This is a genomic window from Algoriphagus aquimarinus (assembly GCF_007997215.1).
GTDB lineage: Bacteria > Bacteroidota > Bacteroidia > Cytophagales > Cyclobacteriaceae > Algoriphagus > Algoriphagus aquimarinus_A.
Genome location: NZ_VORW01000023.1, coordinates 1 through 24,597 on the forward strand (window position 1 = coordinate 1; position 24,597 = coordinate 24,597).

Consider the following 24,597-nt stretch of genomic DNA (forward strand, 5'->3'; position numbering starts at 1 on the left):
TGCATACCTCGCGGTAAACCACCTTGCCACTTGCTTGGCTTCGGGTAACGACTCCCGCGCTTAAGGGACTTTCACCCGTTGGAACGACCATCTTTTTGGTCTATATTCACCATTCAAGGCACACACATTCTGTATAGTGCATACCCTGCGGGATACGCACCATACAGTTGCCGTTAGCCTTCATTAAGAAACAAAAAAAACCAATGATAAAATTCTTTAGAAAAATTAGAGAACGGCTTTTGACTGAAAATAAGTTTAGCAAATACCTACTTTATGCAATTGGAGAAATTGTTTTAGTTGTAATAGGAATTTTGATTGCTTTACAGATAAATAATGCAAATGAGATTCAAAAAACAGAACTAAGAAATACAAAGAATTTAAAGTCATTGGTGGAAGAACTTAAGTCCAATAAGGTGACTATTACAAAGAACCTGAATACTGTTAGAAATCAAATTAGCAATTCACTTCATCATATCGATTCATTGAGTAATCCAGATTACGAAATAGCTGATTTAGAGACTTATTTTCTGCACTCGCAAAATGATCTTGGCCCAATATCTATTAATTCAGTTGCTACAACTTCATTAAGCGAATTGGTTTCATCTGGCGGGTACAGTGAAATCGCATCTGATTCGATAAAAGGAAGCGTTTCGGAATATCAAAGGCAAATAAATGATTTAGATAAAAGCATTTCTGCATTTCAAACCTATTGGAACAATATAGAACTTCCTTATACAATAGACCATCACAGTCTTTTGGATATGTGGCTCAAAGAACAACATGTAGACTTAAAGAAAACAGAAAAGCAAATAGAACGTAAACTTCCTGATTTCAAGAGAAACATCCGCTATTTCCCTGTTCAAATGGATGCCTATAAAAATAATCGTGCCTATGCAAATATGTATGTTCTTCGGTTTTTTGAACTGAGTCGTATACTGGAGAGTATAGAAACCCTCGATAGTTCGGTCGATAAATTAACTGAAAAGATTATTGAAGTTCTTGAAGAATAATTACATAAAAAACGAAAGGCTAGTCGAGTAGACGGCCTCGCCAACCATTAAGTTGACGAGGTGCGCCTCTCACACCACCGTACGTACGGGTCTTCCCGATAAAAATCGGGACAGGCTGTATACGGCGGTTCACTGGATTGTAGGTTGCGTTTTGAGGTAGTAGAAAAGCATCGATTCGTACCCTTTTCTTCTCAGGCGAGACAAAGTGATCGTAGTATTCAGTATCGCACTCTGAGCTACTACCCATCCTCCTTTTCTGGTTCTACTCCATGCATACGCATGATTCTGATCCACTCCCAATTTGATCAGGTTTTTACGTTTCCGCTCAGGCTTCTTCCAGTCATCATATGTTCGAACTCACCTGGCAGCCGATTTCGATGAATGTGCATCCCTTTATGCAGAAAAGGCAGTTTATATGATTCCTGGAAGACCTCCACTTATAGGCAGAAGTGAAATAAAGGCTTATTTAAAAGAATCATTTACAGGTCATGAAGATGTTAAAATTCTTGACATGAAAGAACCTGCTGAAAAGATGGTATTATTTGGAAATTATGCTGCTGTCAGAGGAACTGGTTATGATGATATTTTAAACGCAGATTCATCGATAACTAAATCGACTTATAAATGGATGGTATTAGCTCATAAAAATCCAGAAGGTATTTGGGAGATTGACTGGGATATTTATAACAATGACCAAATAAAAACAAAAGCTAATACTGTATATAGCAAATAGTGCATTTGGTGGTTTACAAAAGTTCAGTTCTTTTTTACGAATACCGCCAAATCATAGATTTGGCTTTTAGGAATGAATAAATTAAAAAGAAAAAACAACGTATTGGCTCAGCACAAACTTGAAAGGTTATCGATTTCTACTGCCTTACTTGCCATATACTAAACGTTACCAAAAAAGCCTCCCGATTTCTCAAGAGGCTTTACTAATTATTTTTACTTTTTAATTACTTGGTCTTAGGCAGAACGTTTGAAATCAAGGATACTTTCTCGATAGGCTCTGAAGCATTGGAGTAAATTCTCACTACAGAATTCTGCTTGCCCATTTTTCCAGTTGAATTGAAAGATACTTTGATCTCTGAAGTTTTACCTGGAGCGATAGGCTCCTTCGGCCAGCTTGGAACTGTACATCCACAAGTTGCGGCTACATTCGAAATGATCAATGGGGTAGTTCCCGTGTTTGTCAACTGAAAGGTGTGCTCTACTTTATCTCCTTGGGTGATGTCACCGAAATCAATTGATTTTTCTTTAAAAGTGATGGCAGCACCACTTTGTTCCTGAGCATTGGCATTAAAAGCAAATACCAAAGCAAAGACGGTCAATAAGAATCCTAATTTTTTCATATGGTTTTAATTTATTTTTTAATGATCATCCAAATAACTATTGGGGGAAATCTCGCATGGATAAAATTCATATCACAGGGTGACAATCTCCCTCAAGCTCGATTTCATGGCTATAATTATTTGGTTATCAAATATTCAATTTTTTGTGTCAACTTCAAAATAACGGAATCCAAAGGTTTTAGATGCCTTCGACCTAGACTATATTGAAAATACCTTGCCAAAAGCGATTTCCAAGGGCTGAATTATTTTAACCACGGTGGGCACAGAGGATACCACAGAGACCACAGCTATAAGTTTTTCATTTTTCGAGACACAACTTGAGTACTGTTCCCCTCGACCATGGTCGGGGTCCGAATTTTAGACTCACATTATTCCAAATGCACGGTGGCCGAGCGAAGTCGAGGCCAACCTCCTGCCTCAAAACTACTTACTTTTTACTTCTCTCCCCCTACTTCCTACTTCTCACATTTCGCCTCCACTCTGTCTTGATACTTATGTCTTGCGTCTAATATCTTATCCCACTAAAACTCCGGATCCTCAGTCTCCTTTGGCTTTACGAAGAATACAGGGGCAAAATTCACTAGGTAAAGTTCCTCTGTAGCTCTGGTAATCGCAGTATAAAGCCACCTGGTAAAATCCTTATCCACTTGATTTTCGGGCAGGTATCCTTGATCCACGAACACCGCTTTCCACTGTCCTCCTTGCGCTTTATGGCAAGTCAAAGCATAGGCAAACTTGATTTGCAGCGCATTGAGAAAAGGATCTTTCTTGATCAACTCCTTGCGCTCCACCTTACTGGCCACGTCTGCATAATCTTCTGACACTTGCTGGTACAAGCTTCTGTATTGATCACGCGTCAGCGAAGGGCTGGGGGAATAAAGGGTATCCAGAATCACTTTTGCCTCAAAATGGGGCTCTTCTGGGTAATCTAGCAGCCGAAGTTCCAATGTGGCAAATCGCAACCCATAGAACTCCTCAAAAGAACGGATTTTCATTACCTCTGCCATGTCTCCGTTTGCCAAGAAATTCACCTTTTCGGACTCAGCCATGTAGGTGTAATTGTTCTTCACGATCATCAGTAAATCTCCAGAGCTGATTTCATCCTCGAAAAAATGGATCGTTCGCCTGATGTACAGGTTATATTGTACTGCTGCTTTATTAGATCGGGTGATGATCGTCGTATTCTCCGTATCATACTTATCATACGCATACCTCAGCCCATCCTCCAGTCGCTCTCCGGTCATTTTGAAAGTGTCTTTAAACTGACTCGTGCTGATCTGTATCTCTTGCTTCTCCTGTAGCAGCTGATGCCTTAGATTAGTGGCATTATAAAGAATACCAGATTCCAGTCGCTGACGCATCACTTCCGTCAATTCGATAAAGTCTGCATCCAGTCGAAAATGTCTCAGCAGGTAATCAGCTTCAAGTGCAGGACTAAATTCAGATCCCACTGGTGGAAGTTGGGCAGTGTCACCTACTAAGATTAGTCGATTATTCTGTCCGTGGAAAACAAAGTTGATTAAGTCCCCGAGCAAATTACCCGACATTCCTCCATCATCAGCGAGCATGGATGATTCATCAATAATAAAAACGGTGTCCTTGTAATAATTCTTTTGAAGGATAAATCCCCCTCCCAAACTCCCATCCTCGGCCTTGGGCTTATAAATAATCTTATGAATCGTATAAGCAGCTCTCCCAGAGTAATTACTCATTACCTTGGCAGCACGACCTGTGGGAGCAAGCAAAAGCGAGCGCATGGATAATTTGGGAAGCGCCTGCACCAAAGCTGAGATCACAGAAGTCTTTCCTGTACCCGCATAGCCACGCAGGACAAAAGTTGGCTTTTTCTCTGGCTCCATGAGTAGGAAGTAATCCATCTTGGAGAAAAAAGCAGCCTGACCCGAAGTGGGCTCAAATGGAAAATATTTACTTAGCAATGCGGATGGTCTCGGCAAGGACTCATTATCTTTACTCATACAGACGAATGTAAATGCCAAAAGACAAAATCAGCAAGGAAATCGAAGCAAAGTTCGGAAATCATCTCAGGTCACGCGTGAATGGCATCCTGATAGAAGACGGAAAAATCCTGATGATCAAACATTTAATGGGAAATGGCAAGATCATGTGGTCTGTTCCCGGTGGTGGAATGCATTTTGGACACAATGCATCTGAAAATTTAATACGAGAGTTTTCTGAGGAAACAGGCCTAGATATAGAAGTAAAAGACTATCTTTTCGTCCATGAATACCTTGCGGCACCACTTCATGCGATGGAACATTTCTTTAGTGTGGAAAAAATTGGGGGGAATTTAACAGTAGGTACGGATCCTGAGCTCTATGCAGATTCTCAAATTATCGAAGAAGTCACTTGGATGAGCATAAATGAAATCCGATCATTGCCTAATGAAGCCCTTCATCAAATCTTTTGGGGAATTAAATCCCTTGAGGACTTAGTATTGTTGCGAGGATATTTTAATTTTGAAAATAATTCTCTAAAATAGCACGATTTAAAACCTTCAACCTTACCCAGATTCTTAAAATTTTAGCAAATGAATTTATCAAAAGTACTATCCTTAGTCTTCTTAGTAGTTGCACTTGGTCTTGGCTACCTTCTCTGGAAAGGTGTTGACGACGTAGTTGAAGGCGAGAAAAGAATTGCTCTCATAGAAGCAGCAATCATCGAAAAATTGCAAATGCTTAGAGATGCTGAGTTGGCGTTTCAAGCTTCTAATGGTAGGTATGCCGCGAACTGGAATGAATTGAAAACATTTATCGCATCTGGTCAGATTTGGCTTGTCCAAAGAACTGAATCAACTAAACTTCTTGACTACGGTAAGGAAGAAACTACTGTAACATTCGATACACTTGGTTCCGTACCAGTAATCGATTCTCTATTCAACGAAAGAAAATATCCTGATTTCAATCTAGAGGCGCTAGCAGTAGTTCCAGGTTCTGGTGGAAAACAATTCGAATTCTTCGCTGACAAAGTGGAAAGAAACTCTTATGAAGTCTCTGTTTTTGAGATTAGAGATCCTGCTCCAGTAAATCCAAACAGAAGATTGAACAACAACGAAAAAGCCTTGAAAGTAGGTTCAAGAACAGATGCCTCTACAGAGGGTAACTGGAAATAATACCTCCTATTTTGGAAAGCAACCTTAAAGTATTTAAAAGTGATAGGTTTGATGTGGAAGACGCAGCAAGCCTATCACTTTTTTTATATCCTGATTCCTTATTCATTTTTGCAAAGGATAAGAACCAGTCGAATATTGGTATTCACGAATACATAAACTTCAACTGGGCTTCTTTGGAACAGCTGCTGACTTCTGATCATCTACTGAGAACAGACCTACCAGCGAAGATCTATCTGCATCAACCTGAATTCAGCCTTGTTCCTGGTGTTTTATTTCAACCTGGTCAAGAAGCTACTTATTTAGCCTTTGCATCAGAGCCACAAGCGAACACAAGCTATTTCAACACTCCTCTAGACAGCAACAACCTTCAGGTTCTATCTTGCATCTCAGGCAAGCTAAAGAAGACACTGGAAGCTCGCTTTTCTGACCTGACATTCCATCACGGATCTGTTTGTTTCCTTTCTTATCTATTCAAAGAAAGATTTAACCTAATCGGGCAGGAGATCTTAGTCAGCATATTTGGAAATCAAATCTATGCAGCCGCATTTTCCAATCAGGAACTTGCCGTCTTCAATATCTTCTCTATTGACTCCAAAGAAGATATTTTGAAATATGCCTTGGTCCTTATCGATCAATTGAAATTTGATCGGAACCATGTACGCATTAGCATCTTTGGTGCAACAAATGAAAGTGGTATTACTGAAGATTGGGGAAAGGAATACTTTCACAATTTCCGCATGTTAACTCCCCATGCAAATCAGAATTTCACTCATGGATTCAAGCATTTGAAATCAGTCAATCTATTTGAGACTAATTGGCAATTTGATTAAACCATGAAACCATCGCAACTCACGCTAAACATTCAACACTCGTGCAATGATTAGTTTGGTGCTCATAGGTTTCAGGTGCTCAAAGAATAAATAAAATAATCACATGAAAAAAATTGCCATTTTCCCTGGCTCTTTCGATCCTTACACACTAGGTCATCACGATATTGTGATGAGAAGCCTGGATCTATTCGATGAAGTGATTATCGGCATTGGCTACAATTCGACGAAGAAATCTAGATACTTTGAAATCGACGTAATGGTAGCAAAAGTAGAATCTGTGTATGAAAACATCCCTGGCGTAAAGGTGATTGTTTACAATGAATTGACCTCTACCCTAGCCAAAAAGCATAACGCGAAATTTCTGATCAGAGGACTGAGAAACACGACAGATTTCGAATACGAGAATACAATCAGCCAAATGAACCGGTACTTAAATACCGAGTTGGAGACAGTTTTCTTGATCACTTCACCTAGATATGCTGCGATCAGCTCCACGATTATCCGAGAAGTGCACCGCTTTGGTGGTGATGTATCAGAATTCCTACCTTACAATATTTGAGGCTTTAGATGTGTCTTGATGTATTGCTTGAAAAGAAAGCGCATTGATGGATAAGAATTGATCAAGGCAATTTTAGCATCCCCCTCATAAAACCATCGGATATCGTCTATTCCCTCCTCCTTTTGCGGAGCCATTTGGGAATCATTCAAACAATCCATTTCAAACCAGTACGTTTTCTTCAGAATACTCTTTCGATCTTGAGTATAGGTGTGCCAGGTATTGCAGATCTGCCTACCTGCTTTTACTTTTATAGCGCATTCCTCCTCCACTTCCCGTACCGCACATTGCTTGGGTGTCTCTCCTTTTTCGAACTTTCCCTTCGGAAAATCCCACTTTCCAAGACGGAAAATAAGGAGCATCTTATCTTTTTTAGAAACTACGCCGCCAGCAGCTTTGATGATTGAAAAACGACTTTTTACAAACTTTTTCAAAGCAGCTTTATCCTTTGTCACCAAAGTAATTGAATCTAGATCCTTCAGTTTTCGAGTCCTGAGGGTATATAGCAATCGGATAATCAGATCATGAGAAGGTTCATGAAATAGGATATCATCTTTCCATGGTAAATGGGCAGGCAAGTCTTCTTGCTGGTGATAAACAGTTTCATAAGACTTCGAAGGATTTAGCTCCTCATAGCTTATCAGATCAAATGGCTTGTCATTCACGAAGATTCTCATGGGTGAATCAAAGTTTTGGCATGGTTGGAATTAGTCAAAAGTGCATATTTTTTTCACTTGCTACAACCTTAGCCGAACTTTATCGCTTATTTTTAAGCCATGGAAATTTTAGACGCGAACGTGGCTGCTGAAGTAGCCGACAAATTATTAGAAATTCAAGCCATCAGATTACAACCTGAAAAGCCTTTCACATGGGCTTCTGGCTGGAAATCACCTATTTACTGTGACAACAGGCTTTCCCTATCTTTTCCTAAGGTAAGGACGATGATCAAGGAGCAGTTGGTGAAAAGCATTCAGCATTATTTTCCAAACGTGGAAGCAATTGCAGGAGTCGCTACTGCCGGGATTCCTCAGGGAGCTTTGCTGGCAAATGATCTTGATCTACCCTTCATCTATGTACGATCCAAAGCCAAAGGGCATGGAATGGAAAACATGATCGAGGGAAAGGTGGTGCCTGGCCAAAAGGTAGTCGTAGTGGAAGATTTAGTCTCTACGGGAGGTAGCTCACTCAAAGCAACTCAAGACTTGTTAGACGCAGGATTTGATGTACTAGGGATGGTTGCCATTTTCAGCTACGGATTTGATGTGGCCGCTCAAAACTTCGAGAAAGCAGGTGTGAAACTTGTCTGTCTTAGCCATTATGAAGCGATGCTCCCAATGGCTGTTCAGAGAAAATATATTACAGGAGATACGCTGGAATCCCTTTCGGAATGGAGAAAAGACCCAGCAATCTGGAAACAATAAGAACTTTTAGAACGAACAAAGGCAGCGAGAAATCACTGCCTTTGTTCGTTTATGGGTAAGGGCACTACTTCTCAAAAAGCCCAATAGAACCACCTACCCAGTCTTTGTCCTTGTTGAATTTCACACCGATCATCTCGCCTCGACTGAGTCTCACTAGATTCCCCACCAAGGTAGGTTTCTCATCTTTCTCTGGCCAAAGAGCTAGAATTCTCACTTCTACTTTCACCTTGCCCTCAGGCGATTGGATCACAGGAGCATAGGCTACTTTCTTTTGGAGAATGTACAAATCCTTATCCTTTACAGCTTTTACATCAGCTTTGGTCACATTGAAAATCACGCCTGATCCTGAAAAAGAAAACAAAGGCTTCAAGACATAATTCTCCAAATCCTCCGGTATCTCTTCCATCTCGCTTAGCAACTTTGTCTCAATAAAGTATTGCCCTTGCATATAGGGCAATATAAATTTGGAAATCCTCGTGTACCAGTTCGGATGTCCTGCCCACTCCACATCCAGCTTTTCTTCAAAACTGAACTGTAGCTTCAAGTCCTTCCGAAGATCCAACTCATCAAAAATCACTCGGTTATAAATCCGCTTGATCCTCACTTTTTCTCCAGCTTCATTTCTATAAAAAAGTTGCGCCCCCTCTTTGATCACTTCCGTCACGCAGATGATTGGAATGCCTAGATCTCTATGGCAATAGTAAAAGTCAATCTTTGTATTCTGCTTCTCCGGCTCAATTTCCAATAGAACCACTTCTGAAGTATCGTTGTCATTCAGCACAACTTCCTTCAACTTAGTCAAATAGGCCTCTTCATCCATTCCCGACAGATAAGGAGTCATTTCTGAAGTAAAAGGATAGTACTTCAGAATCTTCCGAAAGAGATTGAATTGGAAATTAAAGATGGAAGGGAATCCTTGCACCTCAATGAGCTTTGGCATAATCCGCCCATTCACTTCACAAATACCGAAGTCAATCGCCATAAACTGCGTATGGGCATCTTCATTCGGTACCGCAGTATTTAGATCTATAGCTCGCTGAGTAATTGCCTTAAAATCTTGCTTTCTTACAAAAGCACACACTTCTTCGCAAGCTTCTTCCAGTTGCTTTTTCACTTCATCTGGAATGAAAAAAGGAGTTTCTGCTACTCTGAAGGTGGGTGAATAATTGAAATCCGCAGCTAAATCTTCAAGAAAAGCCTGATATTTTTCTATTGAAAATTCAGTGTTAAACTGAGCTCTGCGGGATACTATCATAAAGGATTAAATTAAAGTAAGCGATTTCGAAGCTTTGGCTTTCTGAATGGATTGCTCAAGAAAATTTGGAATCAGCGTTTCATTCGTTTTATAGATTTTGTCTTCATCTATCAAATGCTCAAGCATCTTTCTAAACTTTATTTTTCCCTTGACCGCTATGATTTTCTCTTTGACCTCCGCTTTTTTCAAATGTGCTAAAAAGCTTACGGGGTCAGCTTCAGGATGAAATTGAGTCCCCACTATTTCATCTGTAAACCGAATGGCCATGATTGCACGCTCGTATTCCACATGATCCCTGATCTTTTCCAATGCGATGATTTTTGCTCCCAGCACCTTAAATTTCTTCATATCCGGCTGAATCACCTGATAGTCTCTAGAATCAATTGCCCAGAAAGGGTTGTCTAGGTTTTGCAACAAAGCATCCTTTTGTCCTTCTGCAGTCTTGTGAACAGACATCACTCCGAAAGAAGTGGATTTGCGCTTGGTGAGTGTACCAAGGCCAAAATGCCTGCACGCCATTTGGAATGAATGACAAATTAATAGAATGTGTTTTTTATGATTATGGTTTTGATTCCAAATCCATATCTGATCTAGAAAATCATAATATTTCAAATCCCAATTTCCATCACCTTCCTCAGGACTGCCTGGACCACCAGTCGAGATAAACATATCATAGTCCCGAATCTCAGGAATCTCTGCCTTACCTCTTACATCAAATATTTTATAAGTCAACTGACCTTCAAATCTGGCTACGATATCCTTGATACAACGCATCCCCTGATTGGGCTCGCCATCGTACATATCTAATATAGCCAAGTTCAATTTCCTCTTTCCCACGTTGCCTGTTTGGTTTATTTAGCCCGCAAAGGTAATCAAAGCACTTAAACCTGAAGTATACATTAGAAAATCTACTACGGTCTCAACCCGCTTTAAAATCAGACGTATTACTTCACTTTTCGAACCCACCGTAGCGGAGCTACGCCGCGATCTCCAAAGTGACTGATTTTCTTGCAGTTTGAGACCTCGATACGAATCCTAATGCATAATCCAGGTTAAATCCCCTCTGTAAACTTTGAAGTGATCATATCTACGACTTTTTTCAGATCCTGTGTCTTTTCAAATACTGCCAATTGCTGATCTGCACCAGTGCCATTTTTTAATATTTGATGCACATACTCAATTTCTTCTCTACTACCCAGTTCATCTACTACGTCATCTACAAAATCCAGAAGTTCCATAATCAACTCATAGGTAGGCACCTCTATTTTCCTACCAAAATCAATCAATTTACCCTCAATACCATTCCTCGCAGCACGGAATTTATTTTCACGAATTAAGGCAATTCTGTAGATATTAAAACTGGTATTGCTCAGCAGAAGTCTATACAGCTTGGCAACAACGGCTTGGATCAAAGCCACTATGCAATTCGTCTCATTCACAGTGAGACACATATCGCAAATACGAAATTCTATTGTGCTGAAAAATGGGTGAATTCTAAGATCCCACCATATTTTCTTAGGGTTATCAATACAATTGGTTTTCACCAAGGTCTCCAGATAATTATCATAGGACTGAACAGAATCAAAATACTCAGGCAATCCAGTTCGCGGAAATTTGGCAAAAATCTTAGCTCTAAACGCTTTAAAACCTGTATTTCTACCTTCCCAAAATGGTGAGTTGGTGGTCAAAGCATAAATATGAGGTAGAAAATAGCAGGCTTGATTCATCAGCTGGAGAGCCACTTCCCTATTATCAATTCCCACATGCACATGGAGCCCGAAAATCAGATTCGATCTGGCAATGTCTTTTAATTCATCTACAATAGTATGGTATCTGGGATCGTCTGTGATTTCCTGATCTTGCCATCGTGCAAATGGATGTGTACTGGCTGCTCCTACCAATAAACCCTGATTTGCGGCCAACTCCGAGATTTTATTCCTGAGATAGGCTACTTCTTTACGCGTCTCTGACACATTTTCGCAGACATTAGTACCCACTTCCACTACTGATTGATGCATTTCAGCTTTCACCTGTTCCTTCAGTGTGATTTTCCCACCCTCCACTATTTTAGACATGTGCGAGCGTAGATCCCTGGTTTCAGGATCTATAATCTGATATTCTTCTTCTACTCCTAAGGTAAATCTGGGAAGTTTTTTGAGGGATGAGGCCATGGTTATTTGTTAAGCTAAAAATTCTAAAATCTCTTGGTACTGCTTACAGCATCTCTCATAAATGTACCCCAGGTTAGATTCATTTTCCCAGGTTTCTGAGCTTTAGCATAGCTAATCGCCATTTTCGCAGCTTCCTCCACTACCCATTCAAAATTCTCTTGGCCTACCGAATTCACATCCGCATCTGGAGCAGGATTCCCAAAATCAATCGCATAAGGAATGCCATCCTTCACCGCAAACTCCACTGTATTGAAATCATATCCAAGTCCATGGCAAAGGCGAAGGGTATAATCTTTAACCGTAGCCAATAACTTCTTAGACGTAGGTGGCCCATCTACCACATAGCGCAAATGATGGGGATTTCGTGGTTCGTAAGGCATGATTTTCACTGCTTTGCCTCCTAGACAATACACCCTGAAATACTCTTCAAACACGATTTCTTCTTGAAGCATCATTACAAGCTGTCCAGTCTCAGGATGCGTTCTGAAAAATTCTGCTTTATCCTCAAGGCGATAAACGTTCTTCCAACCACCACCGGCGTAAGGCTTCATATAAGCTGGAAACCCTACGTAGTCGAATATACCTTCCCAATCCAAAGGGGCTACAAGGTTCCTAAATGATTTGCTCGTAGTATCGTCAGGATGCTTCGCTGAAGGCAAAATAACTGTTTTGGGAAGTGGAACTCCCAATTGATCTGCAAGCGCATTGTTAAAAAATTTATCATCAGCACTCCACCAAAATGGATTATTGATAACCGCAGTCCCAGTCAAAGCTGCATTTTTCAAATACGCTCTATAGAAAGGCACATCTTGAGAAATCCTGTCTATAATAACGGCATATTCTGACAGGTGATTTTGAATCACTTTGTCAATTTGTACCGCCTCAGCAATGATTCCTTTCTCTGCTTTTTGATTTACCCGGTCAATAAATGCCTGAGGAAAAGTGTCCTCCATACCGAAAAGTATTCCTATTTTTTTCATATGATTATATTTTTTTTTGAATGGCCATATGCCCGCCCATCAGACGCCAGTCGGACGGAGAATCTCGCACATCTTTTAATCATTTCAATGTGTGATTTTATAACCATGCTCGATTTCATATCTAAATGGATAATAAGTTGACCTAGTTAAACTTGATTCTGCTGAGGTAGTGAGGGAACATTTCCTTCCATACCTCCCAATCATGCGCTCGATTTTGACGAACATCAAACCAATGAGCTATATTTTTTGCTTTAAGAGTTTCATGGAGTTTGATATTGGCATCGTAGCAGATATCCCAATTAGAGGTTCCCAAGACTATATCCATCTTCCATAGTTCTTGGTCATTTAAATTAGGAAGGTATTCGAGTGGATTATTGTAAAAGATGTCATCATGTTGATATCCATCCATGAAGCTCCGAATATCAAATGCACCCGACATGCTAAATAGGTGGCTAACATAGCCAGGATGCCTAAAAGCAAAATTTGCAGCATGATAACCACCGAAACTGCACCCTGCCATTACAACTTTACCAACAGGAGTATTCAGGCGAATACGTTCCACTACCTCATGACAAATCATTTTGTCATAAGCTACGTGATGCTGAATTCTCTGATGAGGATGAATACTTTTATTGTAAAAACTATCGGCATCATTACTTATGGGACAATAGATTTTTAACAAACCCTGCTCGATATACCATTGGGCAGATTTCACTAGACCCATATCGCGATTTTCGTGAAAGGACCCTTTCGAAGTGGGGAAAATCACTACCGGGTATCCCGCATGTCCAAACACCAACATTTCCACGTCCCGTTGCAGGTTAGGAGAAAACCATTTTAAATACTCTTCTTTCATAGATAAAATTTCAACTAACAGTGAAAAATCAGAGGTTTTCTCTCACTTTCAAATACTAGTCAAAATTTCCTAAAAAGAAAAGTAACTGAGGTTAGCTTATTAATAAAAAATTAAGCTGCTACCTATTTAAATTCAGATCTGGCTGATTTTTAAGAACATAATTTCTAATCAAATAGGAAATAAAACTTACGGAAAAAAAACCTACTACAAGCCATTTAGATGTGGTGAAAAAAGAAGCAATAAATCCTAAAACCTGATTTTCTACAGGGAATTTGATCAATAGAATAGTCACCATCAGATTTTCACACAAGTCTAAAATAAAAACTAAGAATGGGAAAATTGCCAGAGCTTTGCTTTTCATGAACCGGACCATGAAAGCACTAAAGAGTAATAGGTATACTACCATGTAAGCTGTATCTAAAGCCCAAATCACAATCAGGTAATTCTCTCTGACTTTTGGACCCATACTTTTTAAAGAATCATAAGCTTCATTAGCTGAATAAGCAAAGCGTACGTCCAGAGCTAAATCTCTGGGCATAAAGTAGTTGAGAAGAAGATTAAACAGAATAAATAAGACAAGTAAGACAAGTAAACTTGAAGACTTACTTAGTTTTCTAAAAATTTCTTTCATAAAAAAAATCTAATAAAAATGAATTATGATCAATTTAGTTGATTTTCGTCAAAAATTAACAGCAGACCGTTTTTCTGAACGTAGAAACTAGGATCAGGTTGTATACCAACTCGCATACATAGGATAGTTTCTGGCGGTTCTTGAGATTACTTCATCCATTTCCGCACCTGTGTCCTTCACTTTTCTGGCTGGAATACCTGCATAAATTGAATTTGGTTCTACCACTGTGTTTGCCAATACTACAGCGCCAGCGGCGATGACAGCTCCAGAATGAACCACCGCTCCATCCATCACTATTGCCCCCATTCCTACTAATACTCGATCATGAATTGTACAGCCATGAACTATTGCATTATGTGCAATTGAAACTTCATTACCTATATAAGTGCCAGCTTTCTGATAGGAACAATGGATCACAGCACCATCTTGGATATTGGAATTGTTGCCAATTCGAATTTCATGAACATCTCCACGAATTACAGCATTGAACCAAACTGTGCAATTGTCTCCCATAATCACATCACCTACAATCGTAGCGTTTGGTGCTAACCAACAACTCGTCCCAAAGGTGGGAGTTTTATTATTCACATCAAGTAACAGTGCCATTTTTCGGAAGACAAATTTCAGTTCATTAATCACTATCTAAAAAACAAAGTTTCACTTTTTCTTTTGAGTAATGAACTTTTTGGCAAACTTTGAGTTTACATGTATATACACACAAATTTGAAAACCAACTCAGAACAATGAAAACTATCAAACCAACAGGCCTAATTCTAGCAGCCACATTGATGGCGTTTGCATGTAGCAAACCAGCCGAAACTGTAGAAGCAACTGATGCTCAAGAAGTAGCATCTTCCGAAGGAACTACATTGACTTTGAATCCAGCAGCATCAAAAATTGCTTGGATGGGTTACAAACCTACTGGTCAGCATAATGGCATAATTCCTGCTACCACGGGTACTGTCGTAGTAAACGGCACAGAAGTGACCGGCGGATCATTCACATTTGACATCACTGCACTTGAAATCCACGATATGGAAGCCGGTACAGAGATGCATGGCAAAATGAGCACACACTTGCTATCAGATGATTTCTTCGATGCAGCTAATCACCCAACTGCAACTTTCGAAATCACTTCAGTTGAGCCATTTAAAGCTGAAGACGTAGTTACAGACGAAGAGCAATTTGCTTCTGACAACACGCCTAAATCTAACAGCGAACTTTCTCCTGAAGCTCCTAATTACTGGGTAAGCGGAAACTTGACTATGAGAGGAACCACTAAAAACATCACGTTCCCTGCTACAATCAATGTAGGCGATGGAACTGTAACTGCTAAAGCTGGTTTCAACATCGATAGAACTGATTGGGGACTTGCTTATGGAGACGAAGCTACTGTAGCTGACAAAGCAAAAGACAAATTCGTTTACAACAATGTAGGATTAGTATTGGACGTCAAAGCTAATTAATTCATAACAAACTCATTTGAAAGAGGAATTCTAACAGGATTCCTCTTTTTTTGTGCTACCAATGCAAAGCACCTCCTTCATCTACCCCATCCCAGATCCCTCATGGATCGAAAAACTTTGCAGATGGGCAGACGTGCACTTTGACTTTTTTGCCTTTACAAACGGGAATGGACAGCACTATCCAGAAGAACCTTTTGCTACACGGTTCTTTGCGGGAAATATTCAATTATCTAAGACAGATGTCTGGAGTGTATCTACCAACTTTAAAAAAGTCGGAATCATCGGATACGACTTTAAAAATCGACTAGAAAAGCTCAAAAGTGAGAACAAACCATTTTTCGAGCTGCCTGAGATCTGTTTCTTCCAACCCTCTTTTTCTTTAGCGTTTGACGGGGAAAACATCTGTTCTGAAAATGAATTGTCTGATGATTTCTGGAAAGAAATAGATAGAACCAACCTTCCAATCTCAACAAACACAGCCTGTCTTGTCAAGCCAAAAATCTCTAAGGAGAAATACCTGAAAACGGTAAAAAAAATTCAGGATCACATCATTGAAGGCAATACCTATGAGAGCAATTTTTGCCAAGCTTATTCCGGATCATTTGAAACTTGGGATCCCATTGCAGCTTATTTCAAGTTGAACGAGCTTTCTCCCATGCCCCTTTCATTCCTTTTCAAAGCTAAGTCTCAGTGGATAGTTTCAGCATCTCCAGAACGCTACTTGAAAAGAGCAGGTACCAAAATCATCGCGCAACCTATCAAAGGAACTATCAAACGCGGGAAATCTACCCTTGAAGATGAGAGTAACAGAAAAACACTGGCCAATAGTGAAAAGGAACAAGCCGAAAATCTAATGATCACCGATCTGATGCGGAATGATCTTTCGAAGGTTTCAAAAACAGGATCAGTGAAAGTCAAAGAATTATTCGGCATTTATCCTCTGCCTAGAGTATTTCAGATGATCAGCACAATAGTTTCTGAGCTGAAAGAAGATGTAAGCTTCTCTGATATCATCCAAGCCTCATTCCCAATGGGAAGTATGACTGGAGCTCCAAAGATCCGTACCATGGAAATCATCGAGGAACTAGAGAGCTTTAAGAGAGGTTGGTTTTCTGGAGCTTTTGGGGTGATTGAAGAGAATGGAGATTTTGATTTCTCAGTCATCATTCGTAGCATAATAGCTGATCTGGAAGTGAAAAAACTCTACTTTGGAGTGGGCAGTGCTATCACTTACGATGCAAATGCCGCTCAGGAATATGAGGAATGCAATCTCAAAGCCCAGGCAATCCTAGAAATACTCGGTGGGAAATGAAAACGAAATATTAGCCCCTCCTATTCGGAAAATCATCCATGTGGACATGGACGCATTTTACGCATCGGTGGAGCAGCTTGATCATCCCGAGTGGCGAGGAAAACCTCTTGTCGTGGGTGGAAATGCAGCAAGAGGCGTAGTTGCAGCGGCAAGTTATGAAGCAAGAAAGTTCGGCGTGTATTCTGCCATGCCTTCTGTCTTGGCTGCTCGGAAATGCCCTCAACTTATTTTTGCTCCTGCGAGATTTGATCGATACAAGGAGATTTCCAGTCAGATCCGGGAAGTTTTTTACGAATACACCGACCTAGTTGAGCCACTTTCGCTGGACGAGGCATTTATGGATGTGACGGAAAACAAAAAAGGTCTAAAGTCAGCCATTCTGATAGCCAAGCAAATCCGCCAAAAGATCAAAGAGCGTACAGGATTGAATGCTTCGGCAGGTGTCTCCTATAATAAGTTCTTAGCTAAAATCGCCTCTGACCTGAACAAGCCTAATGGTCAGGCAGTGATTCTTCCTGAAGAAGCTGAGGGGTTTTTAGAAAAATTACCCATCAAAAAATTCTTCGGGATAGGGAAAGTAACGGCAGAGAAAATGAGTGGCCTGGGAATACACAATGGAAAAGACCTCAAACAATTTTCCCTGCAGTATCTCACCCGAAAGTTTGGCAAATCAGGCATCCATTATTTCAACATCGTTCGAGGCATTCACCTTTCCGAAGTGCAGCCACATCGGATTCGCAAATCTCTCAGTGCAGAGAATACGTTTGAAAAAGATCTCTTGGCGATGGAAGATCTACTTTCTGAATTGAAGCAAATCTGTGATGAGCTAATCAAGCGAATTAAAAAGTCGGGGATCAAAGGCAGGACTGTAACCTTGAAAATCAAATTCTCAGATTTCACCCAGCAAACCCGAAGCAAAACTCAGGAACAATATCCAGATGAAGAGCTTATCTGGGAGATATCCCAAGAACTTCTGGCTCAAGAACCCTTCGAGAAATCAATTCGCTTACTAGGGCTTGGCATCTCCAATCTCAATATCATCGAAGAACATCAGCACTTTGGAGAACAGCTCAAGATTCCATTTGAAGTATAGGAAGAGTAATTTAAACAGGGCTATTTTACCTATTAGCGAATATTAGGCTTATTAACAAAATAAAAGAATCATACTTCCTGCCATTTTGTCCGCATTTTAGTAATTTCGCCATCCGAAAGAAGGAAAAAAGGTACATGACCAATTTAATTGCAGACATAGATATCATCTCAGCAGAGGAAGCTCAAGCATGCGACTTCAAAATCACTGCAGATGAAAACACAGGCAAATCCCGAAAACTCTACATTGAGAGCTACGGTTGCGCCATGAATTTTGCGGATTCAGAGATTGTAGCGGCTATCATGAAAGAAGGTGGATTTGATACCACTTCTGATTTTTATCAAGCAGATGTCATTTTTCTCAACACCTGCTCCATCCGCGAAAAAGCCGAGCAAACAGTACGAAAGCGTCTCACTGATTTTCAAAGAGCCAAAAGAAGTAAGCCCGGAATGACAATCGGCGTACTGGGATGCATGGCTGAGCGACTAAAAGAGAAGCTTCTCGAAGAAGAAAAAATAGTGGATATCGTCGTAGGTCCGGATGCTTACAGAGATCTTCCAAATCTGCTTTCAGTAGCCGAAGACGGTCAGAAAGCGGTAAACACATTTCTTTCCCGCGAGGAAACTTACGCAGACATCTCTCCTGTTCGTCTGAATTCCAATGGAGTAACAGCATTCGTCTCTATCATGCGTGGTTGTGACAACATGTGTTCTTTTTGTGTCGTGCCTTTCACTCGTGGTAGAGAAAGAAGCCGTGACCCCTATTCCATCGTCAACGAAGCAAAGGATCTTTTCTCAAGAGGATTTAAGGAGGTTACCCTACTTGGACAAAATGTAGACAGTTACAAATGGTCTCCTGAAGAGAATAACAAAGCCCGGCTAAACAAAAAAGAAGATGAATCAACTACAGTTATCAACTTTGCCAATTTATTGGAAATGGTTGCCTTGGTAGACCCAAATCTTCGGGTGCGCTTCTCTACTTCACATCCCAAAGACATCACAGATGAGGTATTGCACACGATAAAGAAGTATGATAATATCTGCAAATACATCCATTTGCCAGCTCAAAGTGGCAATTCTCGTGTGTTGGAGATGATGAATAGAACCTACGATCGTGAATGGTACTTGGAGAGAGTTTCCAAAATCAGAGAGATCCTTGGTGAAGAATGTGGAATCTCTTCCGACATGATCACGGGATTCTGCAGCGAAACAGAAGAAGAACATCAGGACACACTTTCCTTGATGGACATAGTAAAATTCGATTTTTCTTACATGTTCTACTACTCCGAAAGACCTGGGACTTTGGCAGCAAAGAAATACCCAGATGATATTTCTCTAGAAATAAAAAAACGAAGACTGTCTGACGTCATCGCAAAGCAGAGTTCAACTTCTCTAATGAGAAACAAACTAGACCTCGGGAAAGAGCAGATAATACTAGTAGAAGGAGCTTCGAAGAAATCCGCAAATGACTTCAAAGGCAGAAACTCCGCAAATAAAGTAGTGATCGTACCTGCTGGAAACTATTCCAAAGGTGATTACCTAAAGGTGAAAATCATTGATTGCACTCCAGCAACATTGTTTGGTGAAGTGATTGAAATAAACCCAAAAAATTAATGATTACTAATCCGGAAATACAAAGCGTCAAACAGCGCTTCGGCATCATAGGCAATAGTCCACATTTGAACCATGCGATTCAGGTAGCTATGCAAGCCGCTCCTACTGACATGACTGTGCTGATCACGGGTGAAAGTGGTAGTGGAAAGGAAAGTTTCTCGAAGATTATCCATTCACTCAGCCTTCGTAAGCATGGCAAGTTCATAGCTATCAACTGTGGTGCTATTCCCGAAGGAACCATTGATTCCGAACTTTTCGGTCATGAGAAAGGCTCATTCACAGGCGCCCATGAATCCAGAAAGGGATATTTTGAAGTTACAGACGGCGGATCTATCTTCCTTGATGAAATCGGCGAAATGCCTCTTGGCACACAGGCAAGACTGCTTCGTGTACTAGAAAACGGGGAATTCATCAAAGTAGGATCTTCCAAAGTTCTCAAAACGAATGTCCGCGTAATCACTGCTACCAATGTCAAACTGCTCAATGCGGTAGAAAAGGGCAAGTTCAGGGAAGACCTTTATTACAGGCTCAATACAGTTCCGATTTTTGTTCCTCCACTGAGAGAGCGTGGTGAAGACATGGTTTTGCTATTCAGAAAATTCACTTCAGACTTTGCTGAGAAGTATCATGTTCGCCCAATTTCCTTAGATCCCGAAGGTCAGGCAGCTTTGATGCGTTATTCTTTTCCTGGCAATATTCGTCAGCTGAAAAATATTGCGGAGCAAATATCTCTCTTGGAAAATGAGCGGGAAGTAGATGCTTCTACTTTGGCTAACTACCTTCCTTCAGACAATTCCCGCCTTCCTATGACACTTCCAAGCTTGGGTAAAAATAGTGAGGCTTCAGATTTCTCTGAAAGAGATTTGTTGTACAAGGTACTGTTTGATATGAAAAAAGACATGACTGAATTGAAAAAACTTGTGTTGGAAACATATCAAAATGGCGGACTGAATCAAAATATCATCCAAAAGCATCAGGGGCTTTTTGAAGACATGGATAGTGGATTTGGCAGTAAAGAAAGTACGGAATCCAGCTCTAGTTACGTTCCTTTAGTGATCGATTCTAAAAAACCCAACACATCAAACGAGGATGATTATGAGCATGATGCCTTTGAGGACATCATTCATGAAGAAGATGACAACTCGCTTTCGCTAGAAAAGAAAGAAAAAGAAATGATTCTCAGAGCTTTGCGCAAGCACAATAATAAGCGAAAATATGCAGCAAGTGATCTAGGGATATCAGAACGCACACTTTACAGAAAGATCAAACAATATGAAATTGACCAATAAACTTACGCTCCTTATTCTGGGATTGGTCTTTTTCCTTTTCCAAAGCTGTGCGGTCAAATACAGCTTCACAGGTACCAATATTAATTATGAAGAAGTGAAGACTTTCACAGTAGACAACTTCTTCAATGATTCCGGCGGAGGAACGGCGAATATTCAGCAGAAATTCACTGAAGCGCTTAAAGAATACTACCAAAGAAATACCCAATTAGAATTGGTGCGGTCGAATGGTAATCTGCAATTCATGGGAGCGATCACACGATACACGCTGACTCCTCAGGCTGCTGTATCCAGTGGGGATCCAAATCTCCCGGATCGTGCAGGTAATATGCGACTGACTATCAGTGTGGAAGTGGAATACATCAACACCACTAACGAAGAAGAAAATTTAAAAAGGGCATTTTCCTTTTTTAAGGATTATGACCCGAGGACTACGACCTTTTTGGATGTGGAAAATGACTTAGTAGACGAAATATTCACCAGCATTATTCAGGATATCTTCACGGCAACAGTTGCTAACTGGTAATTTCATTATATTAAAGCTAAAAGGAATATTCAATTGAACTCAGCCCAATTTTTAGAAATACTCCAAAAAGCAGATTCTTTAGATTACAGTGAGATACAGCAATTACAGAAGGTTCAGGAAAACTTCCCCTACTTTCAAATTCCATATATCATCACTGCCCGCTATGAATATCAGAATAATGTAACTGAAAAAACTTCGGCTCTAGCCTATGCAGCGATCACAAGTCCAGATAGAATTTGGCTTAAAACTCTGATAGAAAAGAAGGAAGAAACTGCTGTCACTCCTAAAGAGGATGGGATAGAAACGAGCAAAAAAGAAGAGGAAAGAGTATTAGTAGATGAGAAGAATAAGCCGACAGACCTTATCAAAGGTATTAGCAAAAAAGAAGTCAAAGTAGAATCGATCAAAGAGATCGAAGCAAACCAGAATAATGAGAAACTTGCAGCAGGCAGCGCTCAAACTATATTTAATCTAAGTGCTGCCACCATGCGCTTAACGATTGTTATTGATGTAGAATATATCAGCACATCAAATGAAGAAGAAATTTTAAAAAGACCCTTCACGTTTTTCAAGGATTACGATCCAAGAACTACTACTTTCCTTGACATGGAAAAGGAGTTGATAGATGAGATTTACACTATCATACAAGATATCTTCACATCAACAGTCGCTAACTCGTATTTTACCTATATTCAAGCCAAAAGAAATATTCCCGTGAACGCAGCCCAATTTTTAGAAATAATCCAAAAAGCCGATCCTTTAGATCGCAGTGAGATTCTGCAGCTTCAGAAGGTGCAGGATAATTTCCCTTATTTTCAAATCCCTCATATCCTTACAGCTCGCTATGAATTCCAGAAAGATGGGACAGAAAAAACTCCCTCTATAGGTTATGCAGCTATCACAAGTCCAGATAGAATTTGGCTTAAAACACTGATTGAGAAGGCGGAAGAAAAAGTTGTTATACCTAAAACAACTACTCCAGAAATAGAAGTTAAAGCTGAAGAAAAGTCAGAACCTACACCAACCCCTATTGCTAAAGAGGAAGTAACTCCAGAAGTAGTGAAACCAAAACCTAGAAGAAGAAAACCTCCGAAAGATGATCTGATCGAAACGATCAGGAGAAAAGAGAAAAGAGTAATTGTTGACGAAAAGACGATCGAGCAAATTGACTTGATCAAGGCGTTTAGCAAAAAAGATATCAAACTTGCAACGATCAAAGAGATTGAAGCAAATCAGAATACAGAGAACCTCGCAGCAGCCAGTACTAAGATCAATGACAAATTGATGTCAGAGTCTTACGCGAAAATTCTTGCCAAACAGGGCAAGAAGCAATTAGCTAAAGAAATTTATGAGAAGTTGGTATTGAAGTTTCCGGATAAAAGGACTTACTTTGCGGACTTGATCGAAAAACTGAAAGATTAACACCCACATTATATGTTTACTTTATTGATTACAATTATTCTAATTTTAGCGGTATTGCTAATCTTGGTTATCCTTGGACAGAATTCTAAAGGTGGAGCTGGTGCAGCATTTGGCGGTAGTGCTTCTCAAATCATGGGTGTTACCCGTACTGGAAATGTGCTTGAAAAAGCTACATGGATACTGGCTATCTCAATCCTTGCATTATCGTTGGCATCTTCTGCCTTCTATACAGGAGCACAATCCAACCAATTCTCTTCTCCAAACATTGATAGCGCTAAGCAGCAAGTAGTTGCTCCTACTTTTGGTGAGTCAGAAAGCTTACTTCCAGCAGCCACTGAAGAAACTCCAGTTGAGACTGACACTACTTCAGGAAACTAAGTAGAATAATTTCATACGACATTAAAAAGTCTGCTCCTTACCGGGCAGACTTTTTCAGTTTATATCTCTTTACGAACTTTTCAAACCGTGCTATTGAGCTCAAGCTAACTAGTCACAGACTTTAGAAGAAGCCGCTTACTGATTGGAATGAGTGTCTCTTCGATCGGGAATTCTTGCTGACTGTGGATTCTCCAAGTAGCAGGATTTGGAAGCTCCTTGATCTCTCGGATCAGATCCATTTTTATTTTTTCTAGCGTATTGACCAAGCTGCGTTGAAAAACTCCTACCAGCCACATGCTTATACTCCGAAATTTTTCACCGGCAAAATGCAGCAAACTTGACTTGTAGCGAAAAGCATGAACTTCCTTATTTTGCTCTCTAGACAGCAAAATATAACCTTCCTGATTATAGATTGGAACGATACCAACCGGTTCAAATTCCAATTGATCTTCCACATAATCGTAAATCGTCTTCCCCTCTTCAATTTGTGAAACCAGCTTTGGCAATGCGAATTCAGTAATCATGGAAAGTTCCTTCATTATGCCGTCTTCGCCTACTTTAGAATGGTAATTCAACTTACCTTTTTGAAAATCAATGGAATCTAAGGTTTTTGGAAAAAGCTTATCCATCTCTGAGCTACCTGATTTCAATTCATTCAAATCGCGATAGTGATCGATCAAATCAGAGAGCACAGGGTAGAGTTTCATTGCATTAAAATGCTTGTTCGTTTCCTGCAGATAGGCCAACAACTGATACTTCTTATACTCGAAATCAATATGGCCTTCGGTAATCCAGTTTTTCGGTAGAGTTGTCATAAGAATAGCTTTGGATATAAATTACGAATTTCTGACAATTCTGAAGCGAGAAGAGCAAAAATGTCAGGCTCTCCTGCCAAAAAAAACAGCCTTCCTCCTTCTTTTCACAATCAATTACAGCCGATTTGTCAGCCTTTAACCCAATTCTTTCCTTGGCACAGGAAGTGCTAATAGGCAAGTACATTTTAATCTAACCTTAAACGAATTTATACTATGTCAAATGTGAACATCAAACCTCTTGCAGATAGAGTTTTGGTACAACCTGCTGCAGCTGAAGAGAAAACAGCTTCTGGACTTTATATCCCGGATACCGCTAAAGAAAAACCACAGAAAGGAACTGTAGTGGCAGTAGGTAACGGTAAAAAAGATGAGCCACTAACTGTTAAAGTTGGCGATACAGTATTGTACGGTAAATATTCAGGAACTGAATTGAGCGTAGAAGGCAGTGACTATCTGATCATGAGAGAATCAGACATCTTTGCAATCCTTTAATTAAT

At 40.1% G+C, this 24,597-nt stretch carries 28 protein-coding genes; 16 read left to right on the top strand and 12 right to left on the bottom strand.

From position 1 onward, the window contains the following. Nucleotides 1-203: 203 nt before the first annotated feature. Complete coding sequence (locus tag ESV85_RS19520) at nt 204-1,010, top strand: DUF6090 family protein (protein ID WP_146920617.1); 807 nt, start codon at nt 204-206, stop codon at nt 1,008-1,010. Nucleotides 1,011-1,139: 129 nt separating this feature from the next. Here the strand turns inward: ESV85_RS19520 and ESV85_RS19525 are convergent, their stop codons facing one another. Continuing rightward, nucleotides 1,140-1,304, bottom strand: coding sequence for a hypothetical protein (locus tag ESV85_RS19525; RefSeq protein WP_223276053.1), 165 nt, complete (start codon nt 1,302-1,304; stop codon nt 1,140-1,142). A 121-nt stretch (nt 1,305-1,425) separates the two neighbouring features. Here ESV85_RS19525 and ESV85_RS19530 point away from each other — a divergent pair, with 121 nt between their 5' ends. After that, nucleotides 1,426-1,743, top strand: coding sequence for a hypothetical protein (locus ESV85_RS19530; RefSeq protein WP_191322066.1), 318 nt, complete (start codon nt 1,426-1,428; stop codon nt 1,741-1,743). 223 nt (nt 1,744-1,966) lie between these two features. Here ESV85_RS19530 and ESV85_RS19535 read toward each other — a convergent pair whose 3' ends face one another. Next, a complete protein-coding gene (locus tag ESV85_RS19535) occupies nt 1,967-2,362 on the bottom strand; it encodes a DUF1573 domain-containing protein (RefSeq protein ID WP_092897467.1) in 396 nt (131 codons plus the stop codon). A gap of 521 nt (nt 2,363-2,883) precedes the next feature. Continuing rightward, nucleotides 2,884-4,338, bottom strand: a complete 1,455-nt coding sequence (locus ESV85_RS19540; protein ID WP_146920621.1) for an ATP-dependent RecD-like DNA helicase — start codon at nt 4,336-4,338, stop codon at nt 2,884-2,886. A 14-nt stretch (nt 4,339-4,352) separates the two neighbouring features. Here ESV85_RS19540 and ESV85_RS19545 point away from each other — a divergent pair, with 14 nt between their 5' ends. The 4 genes from ESV85_RS19545 (at nt 4,353) to coaD (ending at nt 6,881) form a co-directional block, all read left to right on the top strand. Next, nucleotides 4,353-4,862, top strand: a complete 510-nt coding sequence (locus tag ESV85_RS19545) for an NUDIX domain-containing protein (protein ID WP_146920623.1) — start codon at nt 4,353-4,355, stop codon at nt 4,860-4,862. Nucleotides 4,863-4,910: 48 nt separating this feature from the next. Then, a complete protein-coding gene (locus ESV85_RS19550) occupies nt 4,911-5,492 on the top strand; it encodes a hypothetical protein (protein ID WP_146920625.1) in 582 nt (193 codons plus the stop codon). Nucleotides 5,493-5,503: 11 nt separating this feature from the next. Further along, complete coding sequence (locus ESV85_RS19555) at nt 5,504-6,322, top strand: DUF3822 family protein (RefSeq protein WP_191322067.1); 819 nt, start codon at nt 5,504-5,506, stop codon at nt 6,320-6,322. Nucleotides 6,323-6,425: 103 nt separating this feature from the next. Then, the gene (coaD, locus tag ESV85_RS19560; RefSeq protein ID WP_146920629.1) at nt 6,426-6,881 is read left to right on the top strand and encodes a pantetheine-phosphate adenylyltransferase; all 456 of its coding nucleotides are present in this window, start codon (nt 6,426-6,428) and stop codon (nt 6,879-6,881) included. On the opposite strand, the gene ESV85_RS19565 is transcribed toward coaD, so the two are convergent. Then, nucleotides 6,869-7,555, bottom strand: coding sequence for an NUDIX hydrolase (locus ESV85_RS19565; protein WP_146920630.1), 687 nt, complete (start codon nt 7,553-7,555; stop codon nt 6,869-6,871). The genes coaD and ESV85_RS19565 overlap by 13 nt on opposite strands. A gap of 99 nt (nt 7,556-7,654) precedes the next feature. Between ESV85_RS19565 and pyrE the strand changes: the two genes are divergently transcribed. Next, a complete protein-coding gene (gene pyrE / locus ESV85_RS19570) occupies nt 7,655-8,299 on the top strand; it encodes an orotate phosphoribosyltransferase (protein ID WP_146920632.1) in 645 nt (214 codons plus the stop codon). Nucleotides 8,300-8,363: 64 nt separating this feature from the next. Here the strand turns inward: pyrE and ESV85_RS19575 are convergent, their stop codons facing one another. The 7 genes from ESV85_RS19575 to ESV85_RS19605 form a co-directional block, all read right to left on the bottom strand. Beyond that, the gene (locus tag ESV85_RS19575; protein WP_146920634.1) at nt 8,364-9,554 is read right to left on the bottom strand and encodes a hypothetical protein; all 1,191 of its coding nucleotides are present in this window, start codon (nt 9,552-9,554) and stop codon (nt 8,364-8,366) included. 6 nt (nt 9,555-9,560) lie between these two features. Beyond that, nucleotides 9,561-10,391 carry a glutamine amidotransferase-related protein gene (locus tag ESV85_RS19580; protein ID WP_317130807.1) on the bottom strand — a complete coding sequence of 277 codons (831 nt, stop codon included), beginning with the start codon at nt 10,389-10,391 and terminating at the stop codon, nt 9,561-9,563. 215 nt (nt 10,392-10,606) lie between these two features. Beyond that, on the bottom strand, nt 10,607-11,725 hold the full coding sequence (locus tag ESV85_RS19585; protein ID WP_146920636.1) for a carboxylate-amine ligase: 1,119 nt from the start codon (nt 11,723-11,725) through the stop codon (nt 10,607-10,609). Between the two features lie 23 nt (nt 11,726-11,748). Next, nucleotides 11,749-12,705 (bottom strand): RimK family alpha-L-glutamate ligase, encoded by a 957-nt coding sequence (locus ESV85_RS19590; protein ID WP_146920638.1) that lies wholly within the window; start codon nt 12,703-12,705, stop codon nt 11,749-11,751. Nucleotides 12,706-12,847: 142 nt separating this feature from the next. Further along, nucleotides 12,848-13,561 (bottom strand): esterase family protein, encoded by a 714-nt coding sequence (locus ESV85_RS19595; RefSeq protein ID WP_146920640.1) that lies wholly within the window; start codon nt 13,559-13,561, stop codon nt 12,848-12,850. 118 nt (nt 13,562-13,679) lie between these two features. After that, the gene (locus tag ESV85_RS19600; protein ID WP_146920642.1) at nt 13,680-14,099 is read right to left on the bottom strand and encodes a hypothetical protein; all 420 of its coding nucleotides are present in this window, start codon (nt 14,097-14,099) and stop codon (nt 13,680-13,682) included. A gap of 186 nt (nt 14,100-14,285) precedes the next feature. After that, the gene (locus ESV85_RS19605) at nt 14,286-14,798 is read right to left on the bottom strand and encodes a gamma carbonic anhydrase family protein (protein ID WP_146920644.1); all 513 of its coding nucleotides are present in this window, start codon (nt 14,796-14,798) and stop codon (nt 14,286-14,288) included. Between the two features lie 137 nt (nt 14,799-14,935). Here ESV85_RS19605 and ESV85_RS19610 point away from each other — a divergent pair, with 137 nt between their 5' ends. The 8 genes from ESV85_RS19610 to secG all read left to right on the top strand — a co-directional run bounded on the left by ESV85_RS19610 (nt 14,936) and on the right by secG (nt 23,285). Continuing rightward, nucleotides 14,936-15,658: a YceI family protein gene (locus tag ESV85_RS19610; RefSeq protein WP_146920646.1), complete on the top strand. Its 723-nt coding sequence runs from the start codon at nt 14,936-14,938 to the stop codon at nt 15,656-15,658. Between the two features lie 61 nt (nt 15,659-15,719). After that, the gene (locus ESV85_RS19615; protein ID WP_146920648.1) at nt 15,720-16,970 is read left to right on the top strand and encodes an anthranilate synthase component I family protein; all 1,251 of its coding nucleotides are present in this window, start codon (nt 15,720-15,722) and stop codon (nt 16,968-16,970) included. 46 nt (nt 16,971-17,016) lie between these two features. Then, complete coding sequence (dinB, locus tag ESV85_RS19620) at nt 17,017-18,063, top strand: DNA polymerase IV (RefSeq protein ID WP_410488867.1); 1,047 nt, start codon at nt 17,017-17,019, stop codon at nt 18,061-18,063. 134 nt (nt 18,064-18,197) lie between these two features. Continuing rightward, nucleotides 18,198-19,673: a tRNA (N6-isopentenyl adenosine(37)-C2)-methylthiotransferase MiaB gene (gene miaB / locus ESV85_RS19625; RefSeq protein WP_146920650.1), complete on the top strand. Its 1,476-nt coding sequence runs from the start codon at nt 18,198-18,200 to the stop codon at nt 19,671-19,673. After that, complete coding sequence (locus tag ESV85_RS19630) at nt 19,673-20,962, top strand: sigma-54 interaction domain-containing protein (protein WP_146920652.1); 1,290 nt, start codon at nt 19,673-19,675, stop codon at nt 20,960-20,962. Before miaB ends, ESV85_RS19630 begins: the two co-directional genes overlap by 1 nt. After that, nucleotides 20,946-21,485: an LPS assembly lipoprotein LptE gene (lptE, locus tag ESV85_RS19635; RefSeq protein ID WP_146920654.1), complete on the top strand. Its 540-nt coding sequence runs from the start codon at nt 20,946-20,948 to the stop codon at nt 21,483-21,485. The genes ESV85_RS19630 and lptE overlap by 17 nt, the downstream gene beginning before the upstream one ends. A gap of 33 nt (nt 21,486-21,518) precedes the next feature. Beyond that, nucleotides 21,519-22,907, top strand: a complete 1,389-nt coding sequence (locus tag ESV85_RS22590; protein WP_223276055.1) for a hypothetical protein — start codon at nt 21,519-21,521, stop codon at nt 22,905-22,907. Between the two features lie 12 nt (nt 22,908-22,919). Next, nucleotides 22,920-23,285, top strand: coding sequence for a preprotein translocase subunit SecG (secG, locus tag ESV85_RS19645; protein WP_146920656.1), 366 nt, complete (start codon nt 22,920-22,922; stop codon nt 23,283-23,285). 104 nt (nt 23,286-23,389) lie between these two features. Here secG and ESV85_RS19650 read toward each other — a convergent pair whose 3' ends face one another. Beyond that, nucleotides 23,390-24,100, bottom strand: a complete 711-nt coding sequence (locus ESV85_RS19650; protein ID WP_146920658.1) for a hypothetical protein — start codon at nt 24,098-24,100, stop codon at nt 23,390-23,392. Between the two features lie 213 nt (nt 24,101-24,313). Between ESV85_RS19650 and groES the strand changes: the two genes are divergently transcribed. After that, entirely contained in the window at nt 24,314-24,592 is a 279-nt protein-coding gene (groES, locus tag ESV85_RS19655) for a co-chaperone GroES (RefSeq protein WP_086542933.1), read from the top strand. The last annotated feature ends 5 nt before the right edge of the window (nt 24,593-24,597 follow it).

What these genes read in the sequence shown, in the direction of transcription:
- ESV85_RS19615 (WP_146920648.1), top strand. Translation starts at nt 15,720, where the DNA reads ATGCAAAGCACCTCCTTCATCTACCCCATCCCAGATCCCTCATGGATC.
- ESV85_RS19530 (WP_191322066.1), top strand. Translation starts at nt 1,426, where the DNA reads ATGATTCCTGGAAGACCTCCACTTATAGGCAGAAGTGAAATAAAGGCT.
- ESV85_RS19575 (WP_146920634.1), bottom strand. Translation starts at nt 9,554, where the DNA reads ATGATAGTATCCCGCAGAGCTCAGTTTAACACTGAATTTTCAATAGAA.
- ESV85_RS19535 (WP_092897467.1), bottom strand. Translation starts at nt 2,362, where the DNA reads ATGAAAAAATTAGGATTCTTATTGACCGTCTTTGCTTTGGTATTTGCT.
- secG (WP_146920656.1), top strand. Translation starts at nt 22,920, where the DNA reads ATGTTTACTTTATTGATTACAATTATTCTAATTTTAGCGGTATTGCTA.
- ESV85_RS19600 (WP_146920642.1), bottom strand. Translation starts at nt 14,099, where the DNA reads ATGCCCAGAGATTTAGCTCTGGACGTACGCTTTGCTTATTCAGCTAAT.
- coaD (WP_146920629.1), top strand. Translation starts at nt 6,426, where the DNA reads ATGAAAAAAATTGCCATTTTCCCTGGCTCTTTCGATCCTTACACACTA.
- ESV85_RS19585 (WP_146920636.1), bottom strand. Translation starts at nt 11,725, where the DNA reads ATGGCCTCATCCCTCAAAAAACTTCCCAGATTTACCTTAGGAGTAGAA.
- ESV85_RS19590 (WP_146920638.1), bottom strand. Translation starts at nt 12,705, where the DNA reads ATGAAAAAAATAGGAATACTTTTCGGTATGGAGGACACTTTTCCTCAG.
- ESV85_RS19610 (WP_146920646.1), top strand. Translation starts at nt 14,936, where the DNA reads ATGAAAACTATCAAACCAACAGGCCTAATTCTAGCAGCCACATTGATG.
- groES (WP_086542933.1), top strand. Translation starts at nt 24,314, where the DNA reads ATGTCAAATGTGAACATCAAACCTCTTGCAGATAGAGTTTTGGTACAA.
- lptE (WP_146920654.1), top strand. Translation starts at nt 20,946, where the DNA reads ATGAAATTGACCAATAAACTTACGCTCCTTATTCTGGGATTGGTCTTT.
- dinB (WP_410488867.1), top strand. Translation starts at nt 17,017, where the DNA reads ATGGACGCATTTTACGCATCGGTGGAGCAGCTTGATCATCCCGAGTGG.
- pyrE (WP_146920632.1), top strand. Translation starts at nt 7,655, where the DNA reads ATGGAAATTTTAGACGCGAACGTGGCTGCTGAAGTAGCCGACAAATTA.
- ESV85_RS19540 (WP_146920621.1), bottom strand. Translation starts at nt 4,338, where the DNA reads ATGAGTAAAGATAATGAGTCCTTGCCGAGACCATCCGCATTGCTAAGT.
- ESV85_RS19595 (WP_146920640.1), bottom strand. Translation starts at nt 13,561, where the DNA reads ATGAAAGAAGAGTATTTAAAATGGTTTTCTCCTAACCTGCAACGGGAC.
- ESV85_RS19605 (WP_146920644.1), bottom strand. Translation starts at nt 14,798, where the DNA reads ATGGCACTGTTACTTGATGTGAATAATAAAACTCCCACCTTTGGGACG.
- ESV85_RS19565 (WP_146920630.1), bottom strand. Translation starts at nt 7,555, where the DNA reads ATGAGAATCTTCGTGAATGACAAGCCATTTGATCTGATAAGCTATGAG.
- ESV85_RS19550 (WP_146920625.1), top strand. Translation starts at nt 4,911, where the DNA reads ATGAATTTATCAAAAGTACTATCCTTAGTCTTCTTAGTAGTTGCACTT.
- ESV85_RS19545 (WP_146920623.1), top strand. Translation starts at nt 4,353, where the DNA reads ATGCCAAAAGACAAAATCAGCAAGGAAATCGAAGCAAAGTTCGGAAAT.
- ESV85_RS19630 (WP_146920652.1), top strand. Translation starts at nt 19,673, where the DNA reads ATGATTACTAATCCGGAAATACAAAGCGTCAAACAGCGCTTCGGCATC.
- ESV85_RS19520 (WP_146920617.1), top strand. Translation starts at nt 204, where the DNA reads ATGATAAAATTCTTTAGAAAAATTAGAGAACGGCTTTTGACTGAAAAT.
- miaB (WP_146920650.1), top strand. Translation starts at nt 18,198, where the DNA reads ATGACCAATTTAATTGCAGACATAGATATCATCTCAGCAGAGGAAGCT.
- ESV85_RS19650 (WP_146920658.1), bottom strand. Translation starts at nt 24,100, where the DNA reads ATGACAACTCTACCGAAAAACTGGATTACCGAAGGCCATATTGATTTC.